We start from the raw sequence: 20052 nt of genomic DNA on the forward strand, positions 1-20052 counted from the left end.
TAGAGGATGGAAACACATATGGAGGAATTTCAATTTACAAAACGTGTGCATAAAATATTGGAGATTGCAGCAAAAGAGAGTGAGTATAACATAATTCACCCAGTCCATCTGTTTATAGGTATGTGTAAAGAAGGTACAGGAGTTTGCGCTGAGTTATTTATGTATTTGTTTCACAAAGTCGGTCCAGATTTTTTAGAAAAACTTTCGTTACGAAAACAATTCGATTTACATAATCAAGAGTATAAAAAAATAGGGCAATATAAACTATCTTATAAGGCGATAGAAATTTTACAAATAGCGAAGAAACGTATGGAACGCTTTCAGCAAGTAGTAGTAAATGAAGGACATGTTATGTATGCATTATTTCGTGTAGATACAAATATTGGTGGATTTATACATACACAAATGCAAAAAGATATATTACGTATTACAGCTGCACCGAGAGACTTAGCGGTTGATTTAAATAGTTTTAAATCTATTTATAATACATTATTTTGTCATGTAAGAAGAGTTAGTCCTTCTGATTTTGATAAGTTATCACGATTTGTAGTGGATGAATTTGGTGAACGGTGGTTACAGTCGGTTGATTATGGATTTCGGACATATAACGAAAAGTTACCTATCTATATTGCACAGCAGGAGGAAGTAATAGTTGGTTTCGCCTGTTACGATGTAGTGAGAGGAAAGAAAGGCTTGTTTGGTCCAATGGGCATAGCGAAACAAAATCGTGTGAAAGGTGTAGGAAAAGAATTATTGCATCATTGTTTATATAATATGAAGCAAGATGGATATGAATATGCGATTATTGGACAAGCAGGTCCCATTGAGTTTTACGAGAGAAATTGTAATGCTCGTTTAATACCGATAGATAATAAGTAACCAACTTCATATAGAGGAGTTGGTTTTATTATGAAAATGATGTAGAGATGTAGTGTTTTTTACTAGAAAATAGCGGGTTTTGTAGTAAATCTTGCATATAAAGCAAATTACTAAACTTTTTACAAGAAAGGGTGTAGAATGGGTATCTAAAGAAAGAAGGTGTGAAAATGGCCAGCTGGAAACGGAATTTAATGATTTGTTGGCTAGGTTGTTTTACCACTGCAGCCGGTATGAGTTTAGTAATTCCTTTCTTATCTTTTTATATTGAGGAATTAGGAGTAACTGGCACTTCAAGCATTGCACAGTGGTCGGGACTTGCATTTGGTGTAACATTTTTAATGGGTGCGATCGTATCGCCAATATGGGGAAAGCTTGGTGATATACATGGACGGAAATTGATGCTTATTCGTGCTAGCCTCGGTATGGCGATTATTATGACGCTTATGGGGTTTGTAACGGATGTGTATCAACTAGTCGCACTAAGATTTTTAATGGGAGCAGTATCTGGTTTCCTTTCAACAGCGATGACATTTATTGCAGCAGAAACTCCGAAAGAACATTCAGGTTGGGCGATTTCCACAATTTCAACTGGTGGTGTGAGCGGTTCGTTACTTGGCCCGTTACTTGGCGGTTATTTGTCTGAGTTAATTGGAATGCGTCATGTCTTTCTTGTTACGGGAGCTTTTTTATTCCTTTCCTTTCTCATCGTTTTTTTCTTCCTGCATGAAGAAAATCACTCTGCTCAAGCAAAAAAAACACAGCCGAAAAAAGTATGGACGATGGTCCCAGCGAAGCATTTAATTATTAGTTTATTTGTAACAACATTTATTATTCAACTTGCTAATATGTCAGTTCAACCAATTGTTACATTGTACGTGAAAAATTTAGTAGGTCCTCATACTACACATATTGAAACAATTGCGGGTGCAGTTATGTCAGCGACAGGATTAGCAGTTATTTTGGCAGCACCAAGACTAGGAAGATTATCAGATCATATCGGTCCTCAAAAAACGTTAGTTGTAGCGTTATTTGCTGCAGGAATTATTTTTATCCCGCAAGCATTTGTAACGTCAGCTTGGCAACTATTAATTCTTCGATTTTTATTAGGTATCGCACAAGCAGGATTATTACCTTCCGTACAAACTCTACTAAAACAACATACACCAACCCATGTTACGGGACGAATATTTGGATATAATCAATCATTTCAGTTTTTAGGAAATATGATTGGTCCAGTGCTCGGGGGACAAATTGCAGCGCATGCAGGTTTCCAATATGTTTTCCTCTCTACATCTTCACTATTATTTATTGCGTGTATTTGGGTTTATTTTCATAATAAGAACGAAGAGGTATCAGAGAAACGACATTTGGAAGTTAGTTAACTAAGTGAATGAAAAAGAAAAAGGATGAAGCAGCATGTGCTTCATCCTTTTCTTTAAAATCGAAGACAAAGATAACTTAATGTACCAAGCTCGTAACTACGGTGAATGACTTCACCGCTATTTTCACCACTTCCCATAGCGATAAATAAAGGAACAAAATGTTCTGCTCTTGGTACTGCTAATTGTGCATGAGGAGCATTTTTCTCCCAATTAAACAATGCATCTTTATCGTTATTCTGCATATGTTTAATAATCCAATCATCAAATTCAATTGCCCATTTTTCAGGTGTAGTTTGATTCCATTTCAGTGCTCGTAAATTATGAACGGTAACGCCACTCCCGATTACTAAAATATCTTCTTGTCCGAGTCCTTTAAGTGCTTCTCCAATTTCAAATTGTTCTTTTGCAGAAAGGAATGGATTGACTGATATTTGCACGACAGGAATATTTGCTTCTGGATACATGCGGTGCAGGAGTGTCCATGAACCATGATCTAAACCTCTCGTCATATTATGATGGACTGAAATACCTTTGTTCTTAAATTTTGTTTCTAAAATAGATGCAATATGAGAAGAGCCTTTCGCACGATATTTGATTTCGTATAACTCAGGGGGAAAACCTCCAAAATCATAAATTGTTTCATACTCGTTATCTGATGAGGAAATCGTTAATACTTCACTTTCCCAATGAGCAGTGAAAATAACAATTGCTTTCGGTTTATATGTTTCTCCAAGTGTTTTTAAAAATCGTGTATAGTCTGTATCTTGAATAGCGAGCATAGGCGAACCATGTGCTAAAAATAATGATGGCATCATAATAGTAGGAACCTCCTAAAAATTATATAGTTACTTTATGTAAGTAACTATATAATTTTATTTTGAATTCGTCAAGAAATTAGTTTAAAAGCAAGTCTGAAAAATACATCATTTGTCATAATGAAAGCAATTACATATAATATAAAATAAGAAAAGTGAATGGATATTCATTTTCTTAAAGCTATACATAATAGAGTTGGGGGCTGACGAAATGAATGTACAGGAAAGTTTCGTTACGGCATTGGATGGATCGGAAATTTATTTGCGTAAGTGGTTACCAGAAGGAGATCCGAGAGGAATTATTCAAATTGCACATGGCATGACAGAGCATGCAGGGGTGTATACAGAATTTGTAGATGCTTTATTGGAAGCGGGGTATGGTGTTTATGCGCATGATCATAAAGGACATGGGAAAACAGTAAAAAAAGAAGAAGATTATGGTCATTTTGAACCAAATATAGGGTGGAATCAAGTTGTATCGGATGTTATCTTTGTTTCAGAAAAGATAAAAGAAGAGCAGTCAAGTCCTTTGTTTTTACTTGGACATAGTATGGGTTCTTTTTTATCAAGACGTGCTGTACAACTTAGAGGCGAATTATATGATGGATTTCTGATTTCAGGAACAGGTGGAAATCCAGGGCTTTTAGGAGCTATTGGTCATAAAGTAGCAACAATCGAAATGAAATTGCGTGGGGCAAAAACGAAAAGTCCAATGTTAAACTTTTTATCTTTCGGAAACTTCAATTCGAACTTTAAGCCAAATCGTACAAAATTTGATTGGTTATCTTCAGATAATAATCAAGTTGATAAATATATTGCGGATCCGTTATGTGGTTTCATTTGTACGACGAGTTTTTACCGAGAATTATTTTCTGGTGTATTAGAAGTAAATAAACTAGAAGAATACAAGAAGACGCCAAAGAATCTTCCAATACATATATTCTCTGGTGATCGTGATCCTGTTGGCGATATGGGGAAAGGTGTAAAAGAAGTATATGAAAACTATAAAAAATGTGGTGTGAAAGACGTGACACTACGTTTATATGAAAATGGTAGACATGAAATGTTTCATGAAGTAAATAAGGATGAAGTATTTAAAGATTTAATTTCGTGGTTAGATGCGCACAATAAATGAGAAAGATAATCCCAAACTGTTTGTAGTTTGGGATTATTTATTATACAGAAATAGGGGCAATAAATTCTTAAATTCACTTTACTTAATAAAAAATAAAAAAATATTGTATGAGAGGAAACCTCACTTTTCTGAAGTGAGGTTTTTTGTAGTAACGAAGTAATAGTGAATAAAACTAATTTTAAAAGTAATTTAAAATTAAACTTTTTATAAAGCAACAGATGCTCGTTCATAATAGTAGTATAATAGTGAATGAGGTGTTAATAGAATGGAAGATAGAACGTTAGGTTTATTACTAGATGTTGTTGGGGAACTATTTTCAGATGAAATTTCAATTGCTGTTTCGAATACGAAAGAATATATTTACTATCGGCCAAGTAAACGAATTGATTTAAAGATTAGTGTCGGGGATCCTATAAAGGAAGGAACGATTGCTCATAAAGCGATGGTGATGAATCAAAAAACCTCTGAGTTTATTAATCGGGATGTTTTTGGTATTCCTTATCATGGAATGGCTGTACCATTTTCAAACAATGGAAAGCTTGAAGGGTGCGTGACGGCAATTTATCCAGCTTTAACGGATGGAAAGTCAGTTGTTACTTTAAAAACAACAGACGGCTGGATTCCGGTTCCTTTTTCAAAGGTTATGTATTTAGAGGCTAAAGATAAAAAGACGTATGTGAATTCAGAAGAGTTATCAGGAACACATAAATACTCTCTGCAAGAATTCGAATACTTGCTTCCGAAAGATTCATTTATTAGATGTCACCGTTCGTTTATTGTAAATGTTAATCATATTAAAGCGATTTATCCTGATACCCATTCTACTTTTGTACTTTCGATGGATAATGGTGAGAGAGTACCAGTTAGTCAATCATACGCTAGTTATTTCCGTAAACTTCTAGGATTCTAAATTTTTCTGCTTTAGAACCTAGATTTGCTGTTCTGTCTGAATTTTCGGCATTGTATACTAAAATCCCTATTTTGATAGTGTTAATGTGTAAAATAATTACGAATATTCAATGAGAGAGGGATTACATATGGAGAACAATTTAGATAGAATCAGAGATCAACGTCTAAAAGATCGGGTAGTTACACCTGAAGAAGCAGCTTCCTGGATTCAAAGTGGAATGACTTTAGGTTTAAGTGGGTTTACACGTGCAGGTGATGTAAAAGCAGTCCCATTTGCGCTTGTAAACCGAGTTAAGAATGATGAATCTTTTAAAGTAAATGTTTATACTGGGGCTTCTTTAGGATCGGATGTAGACAAATTATTTGCTGAGGCAGGAATTTTAGGGAAAAGATTACCTTTCCAAGCTGACGCTACTATGCGAAAAGGAATTAATAACGGAGACTTTTTATTTGTGGATCAACACTTGTCTCATACAGCAGAGTTACTCCGTGCTGACGTTCTGGATATAGATTTCGCTATTTTGGAAGCGGTTGCGATTACAGAGGACGGAATGATTATTCCAACCACTTCAATTGGAAATTCCTTAGCGTTTTCCTTAAATGCTAAGTCTATTATTATTGAAATGAATATGGCTCAATCCGCGCAATTAGAGGGGCTACATGATCTATATGAACCAGGTAAACAAGGGGAGAGGCTTCCAATTCCGCTTGTGAAAACAGATGACCGAATTGGAACAATCGGTATTCCAATTGATCCTGAAAAAGTAAAGGGAATTGTGTTTACGAATCAATTGGATTCGCCATCGACAATTGTTCCTCCGGATGAAGAAACTGTTATTATGGCACAGCATTTAATAGAATTCCTTCGAGAAGAAGTCAAAGTAGGCCGATTAACAAATCGTTTAGCGCCGTTACAATCAGGAATTGGTTCAGTGGCTAACGCCGTATTGCATGGAATGTTAGATTCAGAATTTGAAGATTTAGAAGTATATTCCGAGGTTTTACAAGATGCAGTTTTTGATCTTATGGATGCTGGAAAAGTCTATTTTGCTTCTTGTTGTTCTATCACGCTTTCTGAAGAGAAAATGCAACAAGTATTTTCTAACTTTGAAAAATATCGTGACAAATTAATGATGCGTCCACAAGAGATTTCCAATCATCCTGAAATCATTCGTCGCCTTGGATTAATCTCAATTAATACTGCATTAGAATTAGATATATACGGAAATGTTAACTCTACTCACGTTTTAGGTACAAAAATGATGAATGGTATTGGTGGGTCTGGTGATTTTGCAAGAAATGCTCGCCTAGCTATCTTTGTTACTAAATCAATTGCGAAAGGTGGTAACATTTCAAGTATCGTTCCTTTCGTTTCTCATGTAGACCATACTGAACATGATGTAGATGTTATCGTCACTGAACAAGGGTATGCCGACTTAAGGGGACTTGCGCCAAGAGAAAGAGTGGAACTTATTATTGAGAATTGCGCACATCCAATGTATCGTGATCAACTACGTGCTTATTACGAAGAAGCAAAAACAAGAGGTGGACAAACTCCTCATATTTTAGAAAAAGCTTTTTCTTGGCATACGAACTATGCTAAAAATGGAACAATGCTTGAAGCGGTAGTAGAAACTGTATAGGTTTGTATCGTACGAAATAGTAAAACGAATGAGTGAGCTTGAAGATTAAATTTTAGAAAAAGAGAACGCCAACTTTTAGGGATGGCGTTCTTTTTCTTTAAAAAAATTGTTGAAAATCGTACTGATTATAATAAAGATTTATAAAATTAATTTCTAATTTATGGAAATTAAAGGTTTTTTTGAAGTGCTTTCCGAATCAATTTAGTAGTGTACATATTGAAAGTGAGGAAAAAGAATCATGAAGATAAGAGAAGTATTATTAAGTGAAGCAAATGAATTAAGTGAACTCGCACTACATTCAAAAGCAACGTGGAATTATAGTGAAGAATTCATACTTGCTTGTAAGGAAGATTTAACAATTACGGAAGAGTACATAAAAAATAATTTTGTATATGTTTTAGTAAACGATAATGCGAAGATTGGTTTTTTCTCATTTTTACGTAATGATAAAGCTCTCGATTTCTTGTACATTCATCCTCATTACAAAGGAAAAGGTTACGGGAAAATACTTTGGGAGTATGTAATAGAAAAAGCCAATGAACTAGGATTAAAAAGTTTTACAATTGATAGTGATCCGAATGCAAAAGGATATTACTTGAAAATGGGAGCACAGTTAATAGGAGAGACACCATCAACTGTCTTTAAGGGTCGTTTACTGCCTCTTTTGAAATATGATGTGTAAAACTATTAATAGTAGGGGAAGATTAGAATGGATGATGTAAAGAAAAAGCAAATATATGAGGCGTTAATAAGATCTTGGTCAATAGAAACAAGTTCAAAGTGGACAATTGAAAATCCAGCAAAGGGACAGTGTGGTGTAACGGCTCTAGTCGTTCAAGATATATGTGGAGGGAAAATTAAAAAGACAAAAATAGGGTGCGTGTGGCATTTTTATAACTTTATAGATGGGCAGAGATTTGATTTTACAGAGACTCAATTCAATGGGAAATTGAATTATATGGATGAAAAGTCAAATTGGGAAGAAGCATTTGCAGATACAAATGAAAAACAATATAGCATTTTGAAGGGAAAAATAACGAAAGAATTAAAATTATCTTTTGACTCTTAATCTTTAATAAGTTACTATAATGGTGGTAACTTATTAAAGGGAACTTCATAGAGTTGAAAGGGGAAATACTTTTGAAAACAACTTATGTAAACGCTACAATTGTAACGATGAATGAACAAAACGAAGTGATAGAAAATGGATATATCATTGTAGAAAATGATCAAATTATAGATGTAAAGAGCGGAGAATTCGCTAATGAATTTGAAGTAGATGAAGTAATTGACATGAAAGGAAAGTGGGTTTTACCAGGGCTTGTAAATACACATACACACGTTGTAATGAGTCTCCTAAGAGGTATTGGAGATGATATGTTATTACAGCCATGGCTTGAGACGAGAATTTGGCCACTGGAAAGTCAATTTACTCCCCAAATTGCGGTCGCTAGTACGGAATTAGGATTACTTGAGATGGTGAAAAGTGGTACAACATCATTCTCTGACATGTTTAATCCAATTGGAGTAGATCAAGACGCAATTATGGAAACGGTATCAAGGAGCGGGATGCGAGCTGCTGTTTCAAGGACTTTATTTAGCTTCGGAACGAAAGACGATGAAAAGAAAGCGATTGAAGAAGCTGAGAAATATGTGAAGCGTTACTATAACGAAAGTGACATGTTAACTACGATGGTTGCACCACATAGTCCATATACATGTAGTACAGAATTGTTAGAAGAGTGCGCACGGATTGCAGTAGAGAATCAAACGATGGTTCATATCCATCTTTCTGAAACAGAGCGTGAAGTACGTGATATTGAAGCACAATATGGAAAACGTCCAGTAGAATATGCAGCGAGCTGCGGATTGTTTAAACGCCCAACAGTTATTGCACACGGTGTAGTATTAAATGACGATGAGCGTGCATTTTTAGCAGAACATGACGTTCGAGTAGCTCATAATCCGAATAGTAATTTAAAACTAGGTTCTGGTATAGCGAATGTAAAAGCGATGCTAGAAGCAGGAATAAAAGTAGGAATTGCAACAGATAGTGTTGCGTCTAACAATAATTTAGACATGTTTGAAGAAATGCGCATAGCGACTTTACTACAAAAAGGTATTCACCAAGATGCAACAGCATTACCAGTTGAAACAGCTCTTACACTTGCGACTAAAGGGGCTGCTGAAGTAATCGGGATGAAACAAACAGGGTCACTAGAAGCTGGTAAGTGTGCTGATTTTATTACGATTGACCCGTCTAATAAGCCGCATTTACAACCAGCGGATGAAGTGTTATCACACCTTGTATATGCTGCGAGTGGTAAAGATATAAGCGATGTAATTATTAACGGAAAACGTGTCGTTTGGAATGGTGAATGTAAAACGTTAGATGAAGAGCGTATTATATTTGAAGCAAGTCGTTATAAACGAGGTTTGCAAAGATAGATAATTATGCGGCAGTTGAAAAAGCTATCCTTTTAAAAGGATAGCTTTTTTCTTGAACGAATAAATATTCAAAAGAATGTCGCATCTTTCTGTTAGTATTTCTGCTATAATATATTACGCTTTATAATATTTTATATTTAAGGAGAACAACTCATGAAGCGAAAAAAGAGCCATTTAATGGTAATGGCACTTGTTACATCTTTATTATTAACAGCTTGTAATAATAAAGCGAATAAAAGTGATACAGAGGTTAAAAAACAAGTGTTAAATGTAACAGTATCAGAAGAAATTCCTTCTCTGGACACTGCGAAAACAATGGATGGTACATCAGCCCACGTTATGCAGAATATATTTGAGGGGTTATATGTATTAAATGATCAAGATCAGCCTATTCCAGCAGTAGCAAGATCGTTTAAAAGAAGTGAAGATGGTAAGAAATATACATTTGATTTGCGTAAAGATGCAAAATGGTCAAATGGAGACAGTGTGACAGCAAATGATTTTATATTTGCATGGAAACGTGCAATTAATCCTGAAACGGCATCTCAATATGCATACATGCTCTTTTATGTGAAAAATGCGAAAGAGATTAATAAGGGAACAATGCCTCTTGATGCACTTGGGGTTAAAGCAATAAATAATTATACGTTAGAAGTTGAACTCGAACAGCCAGTTCCGTATTTTTTACAGTTGTTAGCACTACCTATATACTTACCACAGCATGAATCATTTTTGAACGAACAAGGAAACAATTATGCATTGGAACCTAGTAATCTCATATATAACGGTCCATTTGTATTAGAAAAATGGAAGCATGAACAAGAGTTTCAATTAAAGAAGAATGCTACATATTGGGATCGAAAGAAAGTGAAATTAGACGAAATAAACTTTCATATCGTAAAGGATACAATGACAGCTGTAAATTTATATGAAGCCGGAGATTTAGATCGAGTACCTATTAATTCGCAAGTTGTAGACAAGTATAAAGGGAATAAGGAATTACATATGTCGAGTGATCCTGGAATTGCTATGCTTCGTTTTAATGAAAAAAATAACGCGTTAGCAAATAAAAAGGTGCGTCAATCTATTTCATTAGCGTTAAATAAAGATGATTTCGTTGCTCACTTTATTAATAACGGAGCAAAACCTGCAAGTGGACTTGTACCAGTTGGTCATGTAAATGAAGTGACTGGTAAAGATTTTAGAAAAGAAAATGGAGATATTTCCTCATATGATTTGCAAAATGCGAAAAAACTTTGGGAAGAAGCGAAAAAAGAGCTTGGGGTAGAACAAGTAAACCTAGAGTTCTTAACGTTCGAACAAGATAACGCAATACGTATGGCAGAATATATAAAAGGTGATTTAGAGAAGAATTTGCAAGGGTTAACGATACAAATTAAACAACAGCCATTTAAGCAAAAATTACAGTTAGAACAAATAGGTGATTACGATATAACTATGGCAAATTGGGGACCTGACTATAAAGACCCAATTAGTTATTTAGAGTTATTTACGACAGGGAATCCGAATAATAAAATGAATTATTCTAATGTTCGTTACGATGAATTAATAAAGAAAGCGAAAACGGATTTTGTACTAGATACGGAAAATCGATGGAAAGCGTTGCGAGAAGCCGAGCAGGTATTATTAGAAGATGCTGCGGTGGCGCCGCTTTATCATATTGGCTCAGCATATGTACAAAAGGATTATGTAAAAGGAATTGAAAAGCATCAATTTGGTGGTATTTATACTTATAAGAATGCTTATATTGCTAATGAATAAATACAAAAAACCTTACTTTTTAAAAGTAAGGTTTTTTACACAGGAATTCTATTAAACCGATTTTAATAAAGCGTAAAAATTCGTATCATATGGGATATCATCTTGATACATATAATTTTTTAGAACTCCTTCTTTTTCAAAACCTAGTTTTAATAGCACTTTATTGGAAGCTTCATTTTCAAGAAATACAATTGCCCCAATCCGCTTTAAATGAATCGTATGGAAACCGTATGATATAACCTCAGAAACAGCTTCAGTCGCATATCCTTTTCCCCAGTGTTCAGGCAAAAAGGCATAACTTATATTGGCTCGTTTATGCTCAGAAGACCAATCGTGAAAACCAATGGTACCGATGAGTTCTTTCTTGTCTTTTAATTCGATTCCCCATTTTATACCGTTTCTTGCATTGTAACTCAACTTAAAGTTATGAATGATTTGTTTCACTTGATCAACATCTTGTAACGGTTTTTGGCCATAATAGCGCAGTACATTAGTATTAGAAAAGCATTGTAGTATACGCGGTGCATCTTCTTCGGTAAGTTCTCTTAAAATAAGTCTTTCAGTTTTTAATAAAGGAAACATATTTTCGCTCCTTTTCACATGAAAATAGAATGTATTTGTTATTATATAATTTAATCTGAAAATAAAGATTATTCAAGGTGTAAGGAAGTTATTGGCTGGAAATAGATTGTAAAATTTATTTTAAAAAGACTTTATAGGATTAATACAAATAATGAAAAAAAGGGTACTCCAAATTAAAATTGGAATACCCTTTTTTCATTACCCTACAAATGTTTGATACAGTAAGAAGATATTTAAAACGATAACGAGTGCTGCAATTATCCAAGCGATAAATGTTGTTATACGGTGGTTAACGAGTGCACCCATAATCTTTTTGTTACTTGTAAACATAATAAGTGGCACTAGTGCAAATGCAATACCGAATGATAAGACGACTTGGCTCATGACTAGAGCGTAAGTTGGATTTACACCTAAAGCGATAATAACTAATGGTGGAATCATTGTAATAAATCGGCGTAAGTATAACGGAATATGCATGCGAATGAAACCTTGCATAATAATATCACCCGACATTGTACCGACAGAAGAGCTAGATAGTCCTGCTGATAAGAGCCCAATTCCAAACAAAGCAGCTGATACAGGACCTACTAAGTTGGTAAATTGAGTGTAAGCAACATCTAAATCTTCAACGTGCAAGCCGTTTTTAAAGAATAGTGCAGCAGCAACAATTAACATACTTGCATTAATTGCTCCAGCAATAACCATTGCAATAATAATATCGATAAATTCGAAACGAAAAATCTTTTTCTTTTGTTCGTCAGTTGTTCCGACCACACGGCGTTGTGTTAATGCAGAATGCAAGTATATTGCATGCGGCATAACTGTCGCACCTAAAATCCCTGCTGCAAGTAATATACTGTCTACACCTTGGAATTTTGGAATAAATAGTCCTGAAAGAAGGGGACTTAATTCTGGTTTTGCATAAAAAACTTGAATCCCAAAAGCAATTACTACAATGAAAATCATTCCTGTAATAATAGCTTCTAGTGGACGAAATCCTCTACGTTGAAATTCAAGGATAATAAATGATCCGGCTGCTGTAATTAAAGCGGCAGGTAGCATCGGGATTCCAAATAGTAAGTAAAGCCCCAATGCAGCTCCAATAAATTCCGCTAAATCTGTAGCCATAATAACTAGTTCACCTTGTATCCATAAACCGATAGACACAGGCTTTGGAAAGTTTTCACGAGCTATTTCGGGTAAATTGTTTCCTGTAGCAATTCCTAATTTAGCTGATAAAGTTTGGATTAATACAGCCATTAAGTTAGAGGCGAGTATAACCCATAATAGTAAATATCCATATTGTGAACCAGCTGCGATATTTGTAGCAAAGTTGCCAGGATCAATATAAGCAACGGACGCTATAAAAGCGGGTCCTAAAAATGGTAACAGTCTTTTCCAGCCTTTTGTTTCTCCACTTAAAGCTAAGTGAGCTGATTGTACGGTTGTACTTTCAGAAGGGAGATGTTCATCTTTTGTTATATCTTTATTCATAGTAGTTTTCCCCTTTAAAATGTTAACTTGATGAAATTATTGTATTTATTCTTACTCATTATTTCAATACATTTAGATATGTTATATGATAATTTCATTTGAACACGAAAGTTTCCTTAATGCAAATTATATGCCTTTATGCAATGGATGGTGTGATAACGTAAAATAAATTGGGAGTTTATGGTGTGATGACGTGGGGAAACATAATAAATTAAAGGGTCAATTTTGAAATTTATGTGAACATAAAGCCGATAATCCAGCATATTAATTGATGGAATTGCATTTGTATGATATATAATATATTGGGATTACAACATAACCATAGTGTTTTGATGTGTAATCTTGTTTTTTATTTTTGTTAACTGATAGAAAATAGTATAAAGAAAAGAAAATGGGATTCATTTTCTTATTATATATGTTTTGATATGAACGTTAACTTATACATGATTTTAAAAATTAGATAGGTGGTAGAAATACATTGGCAACTACAAAACCATACAGAGTATTACTATATTACATGTACACAACAATTGAAAACCCAGAAGAATTCGCGGCAGAGCATTTAGAATTTTGTAATTCACTTGAATTAAAAGGAAGAATTCTTGTAGCGAAAGAAGGTATTAACGGAACTTGTTCTGGAACTGTAGAACAAACAGAGAAATACATGGAAGCAATGAACAATGATCCACGTTTTGACGGTATCGTATTTAAAATAGATGAAGCTGATGGTCATGCATTCAAGAAAATGCACGTGCGTCCTCGTCCAGAGTTAGTTACACTTCGTCTAGAAGATGACATTAACCCACACGAAATAACTGGGAAGTATTTAGAGCCAAAAGATTTTTATGAAGCAATGAAACAAGAAGATACAGTTATCATTGATGCACGAAATGATTATGAGTTTGATTTAGGTCACTTCAAAGGTGCGATTAAACCTGATATCGAATCATTCCGTGAATTACCAGATTGGATTCGTGAAAATAAAGAAGTACTTGAAGGTAAAAAGATTTTAACTTATTGTACAGGCGGAATTCGTTGTGAGAAGTTTTCTGGTTGGTTAGTTCGTGAAGGCTATGAAGATGTAAGTCAGCTTCACGGCGGAATTGTAACGTACGGAAAAGACCCAGAGGTACAAGGTGAGCTTTGGGATGGACAATGTTACGTGTTCGATGAGCGTATTGCTGTACCAGTAAACCAAAAAGAACATGTTATCGTTGGTAAAGACCACTTTACAGGTGAACCTTGTGAGCGCTATGTAAACTGTTCAAATCCAGAATGTAATAAGAAAATTTTATGTTCTGAAGAAAACGAAGCGAAATATTTACGTGCATGTTCTCATGAATGTCGTGTAAGTCCACGTAACCGCTACGTAATACAACATGAATTAACGGAAGAGCAAGTAGCTGCTGCATTAGAGCAAATCGAAGCAGGGAAGTAAACTGAATTCGTATAATAAAAGGGGTACTCCAAGTTTTATTTTGGAGCACCCTTTTTTTATTATCCGGTCCTGTCATTTGTCGGTAAGTCGATATATTAAAAAAATCGCTGATATATTTCGAGTTGCGCCGATATAATCGGAAAATCGCTCATAAAAATTTCACTTAATGCAGCGCGCCAAGAATTTGAAAATAACCTTTTTTAATTTTTATCTTCTTTCTCTTTAACGGCAGAAAGTACAGTTTGTTTTACCCAAGCTTTTCTTCGTTTATGCTGTAGACCCCATTGGTATAAACTTTGGGCTCCTAAAATAAGTGAAATGACAATGCCGCTAATCGCAATTAATAGAGCGAAAAATTCAAGAGGTGACGATATTTTGTTTGAATCGGTGTTTCTGAAAAGGTCAATCATAGTAAACCCTAACATTTGGCCCACTACAGAGTAGAGCGTTAAAATTAATAATAAGAGGCTATCTTTTTTAGAGGCGACATTTTCTTGATATTTAAACAAACTATCAAGATTTTGTTTCGCGTTCGAGTATAGAACCTCAATATTAAAAAGTTTTCTTAAACGAAAGAAAATATCTTCACTTTGTGATTGGGATACTAATTCTAAAGAAAAATAATTAGCAGTGAACGAATTGATCGAATAAATTAATTTCTCTATTTCATTAGTATCTTGTTCAATGTTTAGCTCAGCATAGGCGTTAGCCATTTTTAATAAAACAATTTTATGGAATAGGTTTAATAATAAAGCGTAATAAAATTCTCCGTACATTTGACTAGCAAGTTTAGCGATTTTACGTTCTCCTTCATTTGTTACACATGTAAAAATATGTTCTTCCATTATGAAATAACGATTTGGAGTCCATCTCTGGTAAGCGTGTTTTTTTAAATAGTCATGAATGTAAGGAAGGTTATTTGCGCTCACATATGGCTTACCATCACTTGTTAATCCGGAAAGACTAGAAGTACGATAAACATCCACTTCATTAAGCTCCATACCTTCTTTTAGTGACAATAAAGTTTGGACGTACATTCTTTGGTCTTCGAAGAAAGGGAAGGTTTGAAAGTATGAACTTCTTAATCTCTTCTTTTCAAAGAAATCAGTTACACCATGAAATAAATAACCAAAAATGAATTTTTCAACTTGGGAATACTTTTTTCCGTTACATTCAATACAAATAGTCTCATTTGTATCATTTTTAGTTTCAAGTACACGGAAGCGAGCAGCGAATTCGATTGCTTCAGATAAAGTCATGTTTGGAGCAGTGTTTACTTCTGTTCGAATTGTTAAGAAGCCAAGTTCATAAGGACAAAGTGTGACATCAATAGAGTGTATCTTGAATGGAATTGAAATAAGGTTTGTTGTTAAATGTCCAGTTAAGTTAAGGTCCTTTGAATAACGTTGCAAGCCCTTTTGATGCTCTGAGTGAGGAAAGAGAATTTTATTTGTAAATGAAAGATAGTATGCTTCCATATTTTGATGTGAAACTTTAAACTCCCCATAATATGTATTTTCATCATCGAGATGATCGAGCCGAAAAGGACGAAAATCGTTTTTTTGTAAGAAAGGGAACATCTCTTGTTCATATCCAGCTTTAAACGAAAACGGGAATATAAATTGAAATATAGCTGTTGCTACACCTTTTTCCTCAATTGATTGTATTGCCTCCATCTACATTGTGTCCTTTCCATATATGCTATAGAAACAACATGCCCAAATTTATTTGAAAATAACCACTCTTTTATACTCAATTGAGAGTGAAAATTCAGCTTATTTAGCAGGGAACATGTATAATGTTATGTATACTAAAAGTTATAAAATTGTATTTTGAAAAGGGGGATGCTGTATGCGGATTTTAGTATTAGGCGCTGGTGGAGTCGGAGGATTTTTTGGTGGCAGATTAGTCGAGAAGGGAGAAGATGTCACGTTTCTTGTTCGTAGTAAACGGAAAAAACAATTAGAGGAAAGAGGACTTGTAATCCGAAGTGTTAACGGGGATTTTTCCTTCCGACCGAAATTAATAACGAAAGAAGAGCGAACTTCTCCATTTGATGTTATTTTATTTTCAACAAAAGCGTATCACTTAAACGAGGCAATTCAAGATTTGAAGCCGTTTGTTGGCGAAAATACTGTAATCATTCCATTGTTAAATGGTATCGCTCATTTATCGCTATTACAAAAAGAATTCGGCGAAGAAAAAGTAATTGGTGGTTTATGCTTTATCGAGACGACGTTAAACGATCAAGGAGAAATTGTACAAACCAGCGCTGCCAACAGACTTGTGTTTGGAGAAATTAAGTCTCAAAATTCAGAGAGAGTAAAGCATATTTCTAAAGCATTTTCAGGTACGAAATCTAGTTTTGTTTTAAGTGAAAATATTACGCAAGATATGTGGCATAAATATTTATTTATTACTGTAATGTCAGGTGTGACAACGTTAATGCGTGCACCAATTGGACCAATCCGTGAAAGTGAAGGCGGCCGTGATTTTATCCGTAATGTGTTTGAGGAATCTGTACAAATCATGAGAGTATTAGGAGCTCCAGTAAAGGCTAATATTGCCCAGGAACATATGAAAACGATTGATAAAATTTCGTATGATATGAAGTCATCAATGCAACGTGATATGGAAAAGGGTTCGTTTATTGAAGGGAAGCACTTGCAAGGATATTTACTGGATGTAGCAGAGAAATTTTCTATAGCGGCACCATTATTAGAATCTATATATCAAAATTTAAAGGTGTATGAAGAGATGACCTTTAACAAATCTGTAATAGAATTAGATGTATGAAAAAATAAAAAAGATAGCAATATATAAGTGTATTGCTATCTTTTTTATTTTTTTGTATGACAAATTATTTATTTCTTTTCGTTCTATCTGTCAAATTTATTTCCTGTTCACGTTTACCATATAACTGATTAATTTCATTTGCTACTGCATCTAAATATGAATCGGAAAAAATAGGCTTCTTTTCTTTAGACATATGGGTCTCCTTTGCGGATTTTTAATATTCATTATGTATATTTCTCAGCGGATTATGCGCAATCATTTTAATTTTTTTCTTATTAAAAATTTTTGTTTACTTTTTGAAAATAAAGGAGTATTATAATCCACAGTTTCAATTTTCTAAATCGCTGAAACCGCATGGTACGGGGGACCCGTTTTTACGGATTAGTACATAATCCGATGGGGTGAATCCTTGAAAAAGGTAGGGCTACTCATAGGCCCGAATCCGACAGCTAACCTCGTAAGCGTTATATTGAGAAGGAAGGTGGAGCTTGTGCGACAAAAAAAATAATGTCTACAAGTCTATTTCGCTATGGCTTGTAGACATTTTTTGTTTTCTGAAGAAATCGTTTACTGGCTGTAACAAGCAGAAAAGTTCGTACAAAATTATTGGAGAGTGGACAGCATTGGTTTCATCTATTAAAAGATTTTTAATTGGAAGACCGTTAAAATCAACAGAGCTTGGAGAACAAAAGCTTAATAAAACGAAAGCTTTAGCTATTTTATCTTCTGACGCATTGTCATCAGTTGCTTACGGTCCAGAACAAATTTTAATTGCTTTAGCAGGTGTGGGAGCGATCGCTTATTGGTATTCCATTCCGATCGCTGTTGGGGTATTAGTATTATTGACAGCCCTTATTTTATCTTATCGTCAAATTATTTTTGCTTATCCGCATGGCGGGGGAGCGTATGTTGTATCAAAAGAAAATTTAGGGATGAATCCAGGCTTAATTGCTGGAGGATCTTTATTAGTCGACTATATTTTAACTGTTGCGGTAAGTGTATCTGCGGGTACAGATGCGCTAACATCTGCTTTTCCTAGTTTACATGCACATAATGTAATCATTGCGATTATATTTGTTATATTTATTACGATCTTAAATTTAAGAGGAGTAACGGAATCAGCTTCTGTTTTAGCATATCCTGTTTATTTATTTGTTTTAGCCCTATTTATATTAATTGGTGTAGGCATATATAATATTTTGACTGGTCACGTTTCACCAACTTTACACACGCCGATCGGAACGCCGGTTGCGGGTATTAGTTTGTTTTTACTGTTAAGAGCATTTGCATCAGGTAGTTCTGCTTTAACAGGTGTTGAAGCAATTTCAAACGCAATTCCGAACTTTAAAGATCCTGCGCCAAACAATGCTGCAAAAACATTGCTTGCAATGGGTGCATTACTTGCTGTGTTATTTTCAGGAATTGTATTTTTAGCTTATTATTACGGAGTGACGCCGAGTAAAGAAGTAACAGTTGTTTCTCAAATTGCTGAACAAACATTTGGACGTAATTTCATGTACTATTTCATACAAGGTACAACAGCTTTAATATTAATTCTCGCAGCTAATACAGGCTATTCTGCATTTCCTTTATTAGCGGTTAACCTCGCAAAAGATAAATTCATACCGAGAATGTTTACGATTAGAGGAGACCGTCTAGGTTACTCAAACGGTATTATAATACTTGGAGTTGCTTCGATTATTTTAATTGTAGCTTTCCAAGGACAAACAGAACATTTAATTCCGTTATATGCAGTAGGGGTATTTATTCCATTTACACTTTCTCAAACAGGGATGGTATTAAAGTGGCTTCGCGAAAAACCTGAAGGATGGGTTTTAAAATTAACGGTTAATTTAATTGGTGCAGTTATTAGTTTTATCGTAATGAGCATGTTCTTTTTAACTAAATTTGCACAAGTTTGGTCGATTCTTATTTTCTTACCTGCTATTATCTTCTTGTTTCATCGAATTAAGAAGCATTATGATGCAGTGGGTGATCAATTAAGTTTAAAAACTTGTGAACCTCTTATTCCAATTGAGGGGAATGTAATTGTCGTTCCTGTAGCAGGTATGACGCATGTAGTAGAAAATTCATTGAACTATGCGAAATCTCTTTCTGCAGATCAAGTTATCGCTGTATATGTTGCTTTTGACAGAGAAGAGGAAAAGAAATTTGAAGAGAAATGGAAGGTGTGGCAACCTGAAGTAAGGCTTGTTACATTACATTCTCATTATAGAAGTATTATTCAGCCGTTAACGAAGTTCATTGATACAGTGCAATATAAGGCAAGTGAATCGAATTACCGCGTTACGGTCGTTATACCACAGTTCATTCCGAAAAAAGGTTGGCATAACATTCTTCATAATCAATCCAGTTTACTCATACGTGCGTATTTACTTTATAAAAGAAATGTTGTTATTACGACAGTTCCATATCATTTGAAAAAATAAGAAGATTTTTTAAGGATAGTTTCGTGAAAATGAAGCTATCCTTTTTGTGTATATGCTATGCATAATTGCATACGGGGTTAAAAATTATATCAATATAATTTTACCGGTTGTTTGCAAGTAGTGTTTTCTGTTGTGATATGTAGATATTTCAATCGATAAAGTGAATCGGATTATATTTTGAAATAAGGACATGAAAGCTTGAAAATAAAGGGAATGAAAATACTTCTTTACGTTATATAAACAGCTGTGTTTAAATGACCTTACAGTACAAAACTTATATGAAAACAAAACGAAATTTC

At 34.5% G+C, this 20052-nt stretch carries 17 protein-coding genes and 1 riboswitch; of the genes, 12 read left to right on the forward strand and 5 right to left on the reverse strand.

The window, feature by feature from the left end; genetic code table 11:
* The first annotated feature begins 18 nt into the window (after positions 1-18).
* Positions 19-879, forward strand: coding sequence for a GNAT family N-acetyltransferase (locus V7S45_RS08820; RefSeq protein WP_000390857.1), 861 nt, complete (start codon positions 19-21; stop codon positions 877-879).
* 167 nt (positions 880-1046) lie between these two features.
* Positions 1047-2261, forward strand: a complete 1215-nt coding sequence (locus tag V7S45_RS08825; protein ID WP_342761743.1) for a multidrug efflux MFS transporter — start codon at positions 1047-1049, stop codon at positions 2259-2261.
* Positions 2262-2314: 53 nt separating this feature from the next.
* Here the strand turns inward: V7S45_RS08825 and V7S45_RS08830 are convergent, their stop codons facing one another.
* Positions 2315-3076: a class III extradiol ring-cleavage dioxygenase gene (locus V7S45_RS08830; protein WP_000982899.1), complete on the reverse strand. Its 762-nt coding sequence runs from the start codon at positions 3074-3076 to the stop codon at positions 2315-2317.
* Between the two features lie 211 nt (positions 3077-3287).
* On the opposite strand from V7S45_RS08830, the gene V7S45_RS08835 reads away from it, so the two are divergent.
* The 7 genes from V7S45_RS08835 to V7S45_RS08865 all read left to right on the forward strand — a co-directional run bounded on the left by V7S45_RS08835 (position 3288) and on the right by V7S45_RS08865 (position 10993).
* Positions 3288-4211, forward strand: coding sequence for an alpha/beta hydrolase (locus V7S45_RS08835; protein WP_001102581.1), 924 nt, complete (start codon positions 3288-3290; stop codon positions 4209-4211).
* 265 nt (positions 4212-4476) lie between these two features.
* On the forward strand, positions 4477-5121 hold the full coding sequence (locus tag V7S45_RS08840; protein ID WP_000390209.1) for a LytTR family DNA-binding domain-containing protein: 645 nt from the start codon (positions 4477-4479) through the stop codon (positions 5119-5121).
* Between the two features lie 127 nt (positions 5122-5248).
* The gene (locus tag V7S45_RS08845) at positions 5249-6763 is read left to right on the forward strand and encodes an acetyl-CoA hydrolase/transferase family protein (RefSeq protein ID WP_342761744.1); all 1515 of its coding nucleotides are present in this window, start codon (positions 5249-5251) and stop codon (positions 6761-6763) included.
* A gap of 238 nt (positions 6764-7001) precedes the next feature.
* Entirely contained in the window at positions 7002-7445 is a 444-nt protein-coding gene (locus V7S45_RS08850; RefSeq protein WP_000701928.1) for a GNAT family N-acetyltransferase, read from the forward strand.
* Between the two features lie 27 nt (positions 7446-7472).
* Positions 7473-7832: a hypothetical protein gene (locus tag V7S45_RS08855; RefSeq protein WP_017657317.1), complete on the forward strand. Its 360-nt coding sequence runs from the start codon at positions 7473-7475 to the stop codon at positions 7830-7832.
* A gap of 53 nt (positions 7833-7885) precedes the next feature.
* Positions 7886-9211 (forward strand): bifunctional S-methyl-5'-thioadenosine deaminase/S-adenosylhomocysteine deaminase, encoded by a 1326-nt coding sequence (locus V7S45_RS08860; protein WP_025687230.1) that lies wholly within the window; start codon positions 7886-7888, stop codon positions 9209-9211.
* A gap of 153 nt (positions 9212-9364) precedes the next feature.
* Positions 9365-10993, forward strand: coding sequence for a peptide ABC transporter substrate-binding protein (locus V7S45_RS08865; protein WP_000823515.1), 1629 nt, complete (start codon positions 9365-9367; stop codon positions 10991-10993).
* A 51-nt stretch (positions 10994-11044) separates the two neighbouring features.
* Here the strand turns inward: V7S45_RS08865 and V7S45_RS08870 are convergent, their stop codons facing one another.
* Positions 11045-11575, reverse strand: coding sequence for a GNAT family N-acetyltransferase (locus V7S45_RS08870; protein ID WP_000484220.1), 531 nt, complete (start codon positions 11573-11575; stop codon positions 11045-11047).
* Positions 11576-11773: 198 nt separating this feature from the next.
* Positions 11774-13069: an Nramp family divalent metal transporter gene (locus V7S45_RS08875; protein ID WP_001030679.1), complete on the reverse strand. Its 1296-nt coding sequence runs from the start codon at positions 13067-13069 to the stop codon at positions 11774-11776.
* Between the two features lie 478 nt (positions 13070-13547).
* On the opposite strand from V7S45_RS08875, the gene V7S45_RS08880 reads away from it, so the two are divergent.
* Positions 13548-14507 carry a rhodanese-related sulfurtransferase gene (locus V7S45_RS08880; RefSeq protein WP_000246231.1) on the forward strand — a complete coding sequence of 320 codons (960 nt, stop codon included), beginning with the start codon at positions 13548-13550 and terminating at the stop codon, positions 14505-14507.
* Between the two features lie 200 nt (positions 14508-14707).
* Here V7S45_RS08880 and V7S45_RS08885 read toward each other — a convergent pair whose 3' ends face one another.
* A complete protein-coding gene (locus V7S45_RS08885) occupies positions 14708-16183 on the reverse strand; it encodes a hypothetical protein (RefSeq protein WP_342761745.1) in 1476 nt (491 codons plus the stop codon).
* 175 nt (positions 16184-16358) lie between these two features.
* Here V7S45_RS08885 and panE point away from each other — a divergent pair, with 175 nt between their 5' ends.
* Positions 16359-17303 (forward strand): 2-dehydropantoate 2-reductase, encoded by a 945-nt coding sequence (panE, locus tag V7S45_RS08890; protein WP_001221912.1) that lies wholly within the window; start codon positions 16359-16361, stop codon positions 17301-17303.
* A 64-nt stretch (positions 17304-17367) separates the two neighbouring features.
* On the opposite strand, the gene V7S45_RS08895 is transcribed toward panE, so the two are convergent.
* Positions 17368-17496, reverse strand: a complete 129-nt coding sequence (locus tag V7S45_RS08895) for a hypothetical protein (protein ID WP_000031873.1) — start codon at positions 17494-17496, stop codon at positions 17368-17370.
* Positions 17497-17635: 139 nt separating this feature from the next.
* Positions 17636-17782: riboswitch (cyclic di-AMP (ydaO/yuaA leader) on the forward strand.
* Between the two features lie 144 nt (positions 17783-17926).
* Here V7S45_RS08895 and V7S45_RS08900 point away from each other — a divergent pair.
* Positions 17927-19753, forward strand: coding sequence for an APC family permease (locus V7S45_RS08900; protein WP_000254901.1), 1827 nt, complete (start codon positions 17927-17929; stop codon positions 19751-19753).
* Positions 19754-20052: the final 299 nt, after the last annotated feature.

The organism is Bacillus sp. BR3(2024) (assembly GCF_039134555.1).
Lineage (GTDB): Bacteria > Bacillota > Bacilli > Bacillales > Bacillaceae_G > Bacillus_A > Bacillus_A cereus.

Coding starts and splice junctions, on each gene's coding strand:
- V7S45_RS08820 (WP_000390857.1), top strand. CDS start 19: ATGGAGGAATTTCAATTTACAAAACGTGTGCATAAAATATTGGAGATT.
- V7S45_RS08825 (WP_342761743.1), top strand. CDS start 1,047: ATGGCCAGCTGGAAACGGAATTTAATGATTTGTTGGCTAGGTTGTTTT.
- V7S45_RS08830 (WP_000982899.1), bottom strand. CDS start 3,076: ATGATGCCATCATTATTTTTAGCACATGGTTCGCCTATGCTCGCTATT.
- V7S45_RS08835 (WP_001102581.1), top strand. CDS start 3,288: ATGAATGTACAGGAAAGTTTCGTTACGGCATTGGATGGATCGGAAATT.
- V7S45_RS08840 (WP_000390209.1), top strand. CDS start 4,477: ATGGAAGATAGAACGTTAGGTTTATTACTAGATGTTGTTGGGGAACTA.
- V7S45_RS08845 (WP_342761744.1), top strand. CDS start 5,249: ATGGAGAACAATTTAGATAGAATCAGAGATCAACGTCTAAAAGATCGG.
- V7S45_RS08850 (WP_000701928.1), top strand. CDS start 7,002: ATGAAGATAAGAGAAGTATTATTAAGTGAAGCAAATGAATTAAGTGAA.
- V7S45_RS08855 (WP_017657317.1), top strand. CDS start 7,473: ATGGATGATGTAAAGAAAAAGCAAATATATGAGGCGTTAATAAGATCT.
- V7S45_RS08865 (WP_000823515.1), top strand. CDS start 9,365: ATGAAGCGAAAAAAGAGCCATTTAATGGTAATGGCACTTGTTACATCT.
- V7S45_RS08870 (WP_000484220.1), bottom strand. CDS start 11,575: ATGTTTCCTTTATTAAAAACTGAAAGACTTATTTTAAGAGAACTTACC.
- V7S45_RS08875 (WP_001030679.1), bottom strand. CDS start 13,069: ATGAATAAAGATATAACAAAAGATGAACATCTCCCTTCTGAAAGTACA.
- V7S45_RS08885 (WP_342761745.1), bottom strand. CDS start 16,183: ATGGAGGCAATACAATCAATTGAGGAAAAAGGTGTAGCAACAGCTATA.
- panE (WP_001221912.1), top strand. CDS start 16,359: ATGCGGATTTTAGTATTAGGCGCTGGTGGAGTCGGAGGATTTTTTGGT.
- V7S45_RS08895 (WP_000031873.1), bottom strand. CDS start 17,496: ATGTCTAAAGAAAAGAAGCCTATTTTTTCCGATTCATATTTAGATGCA.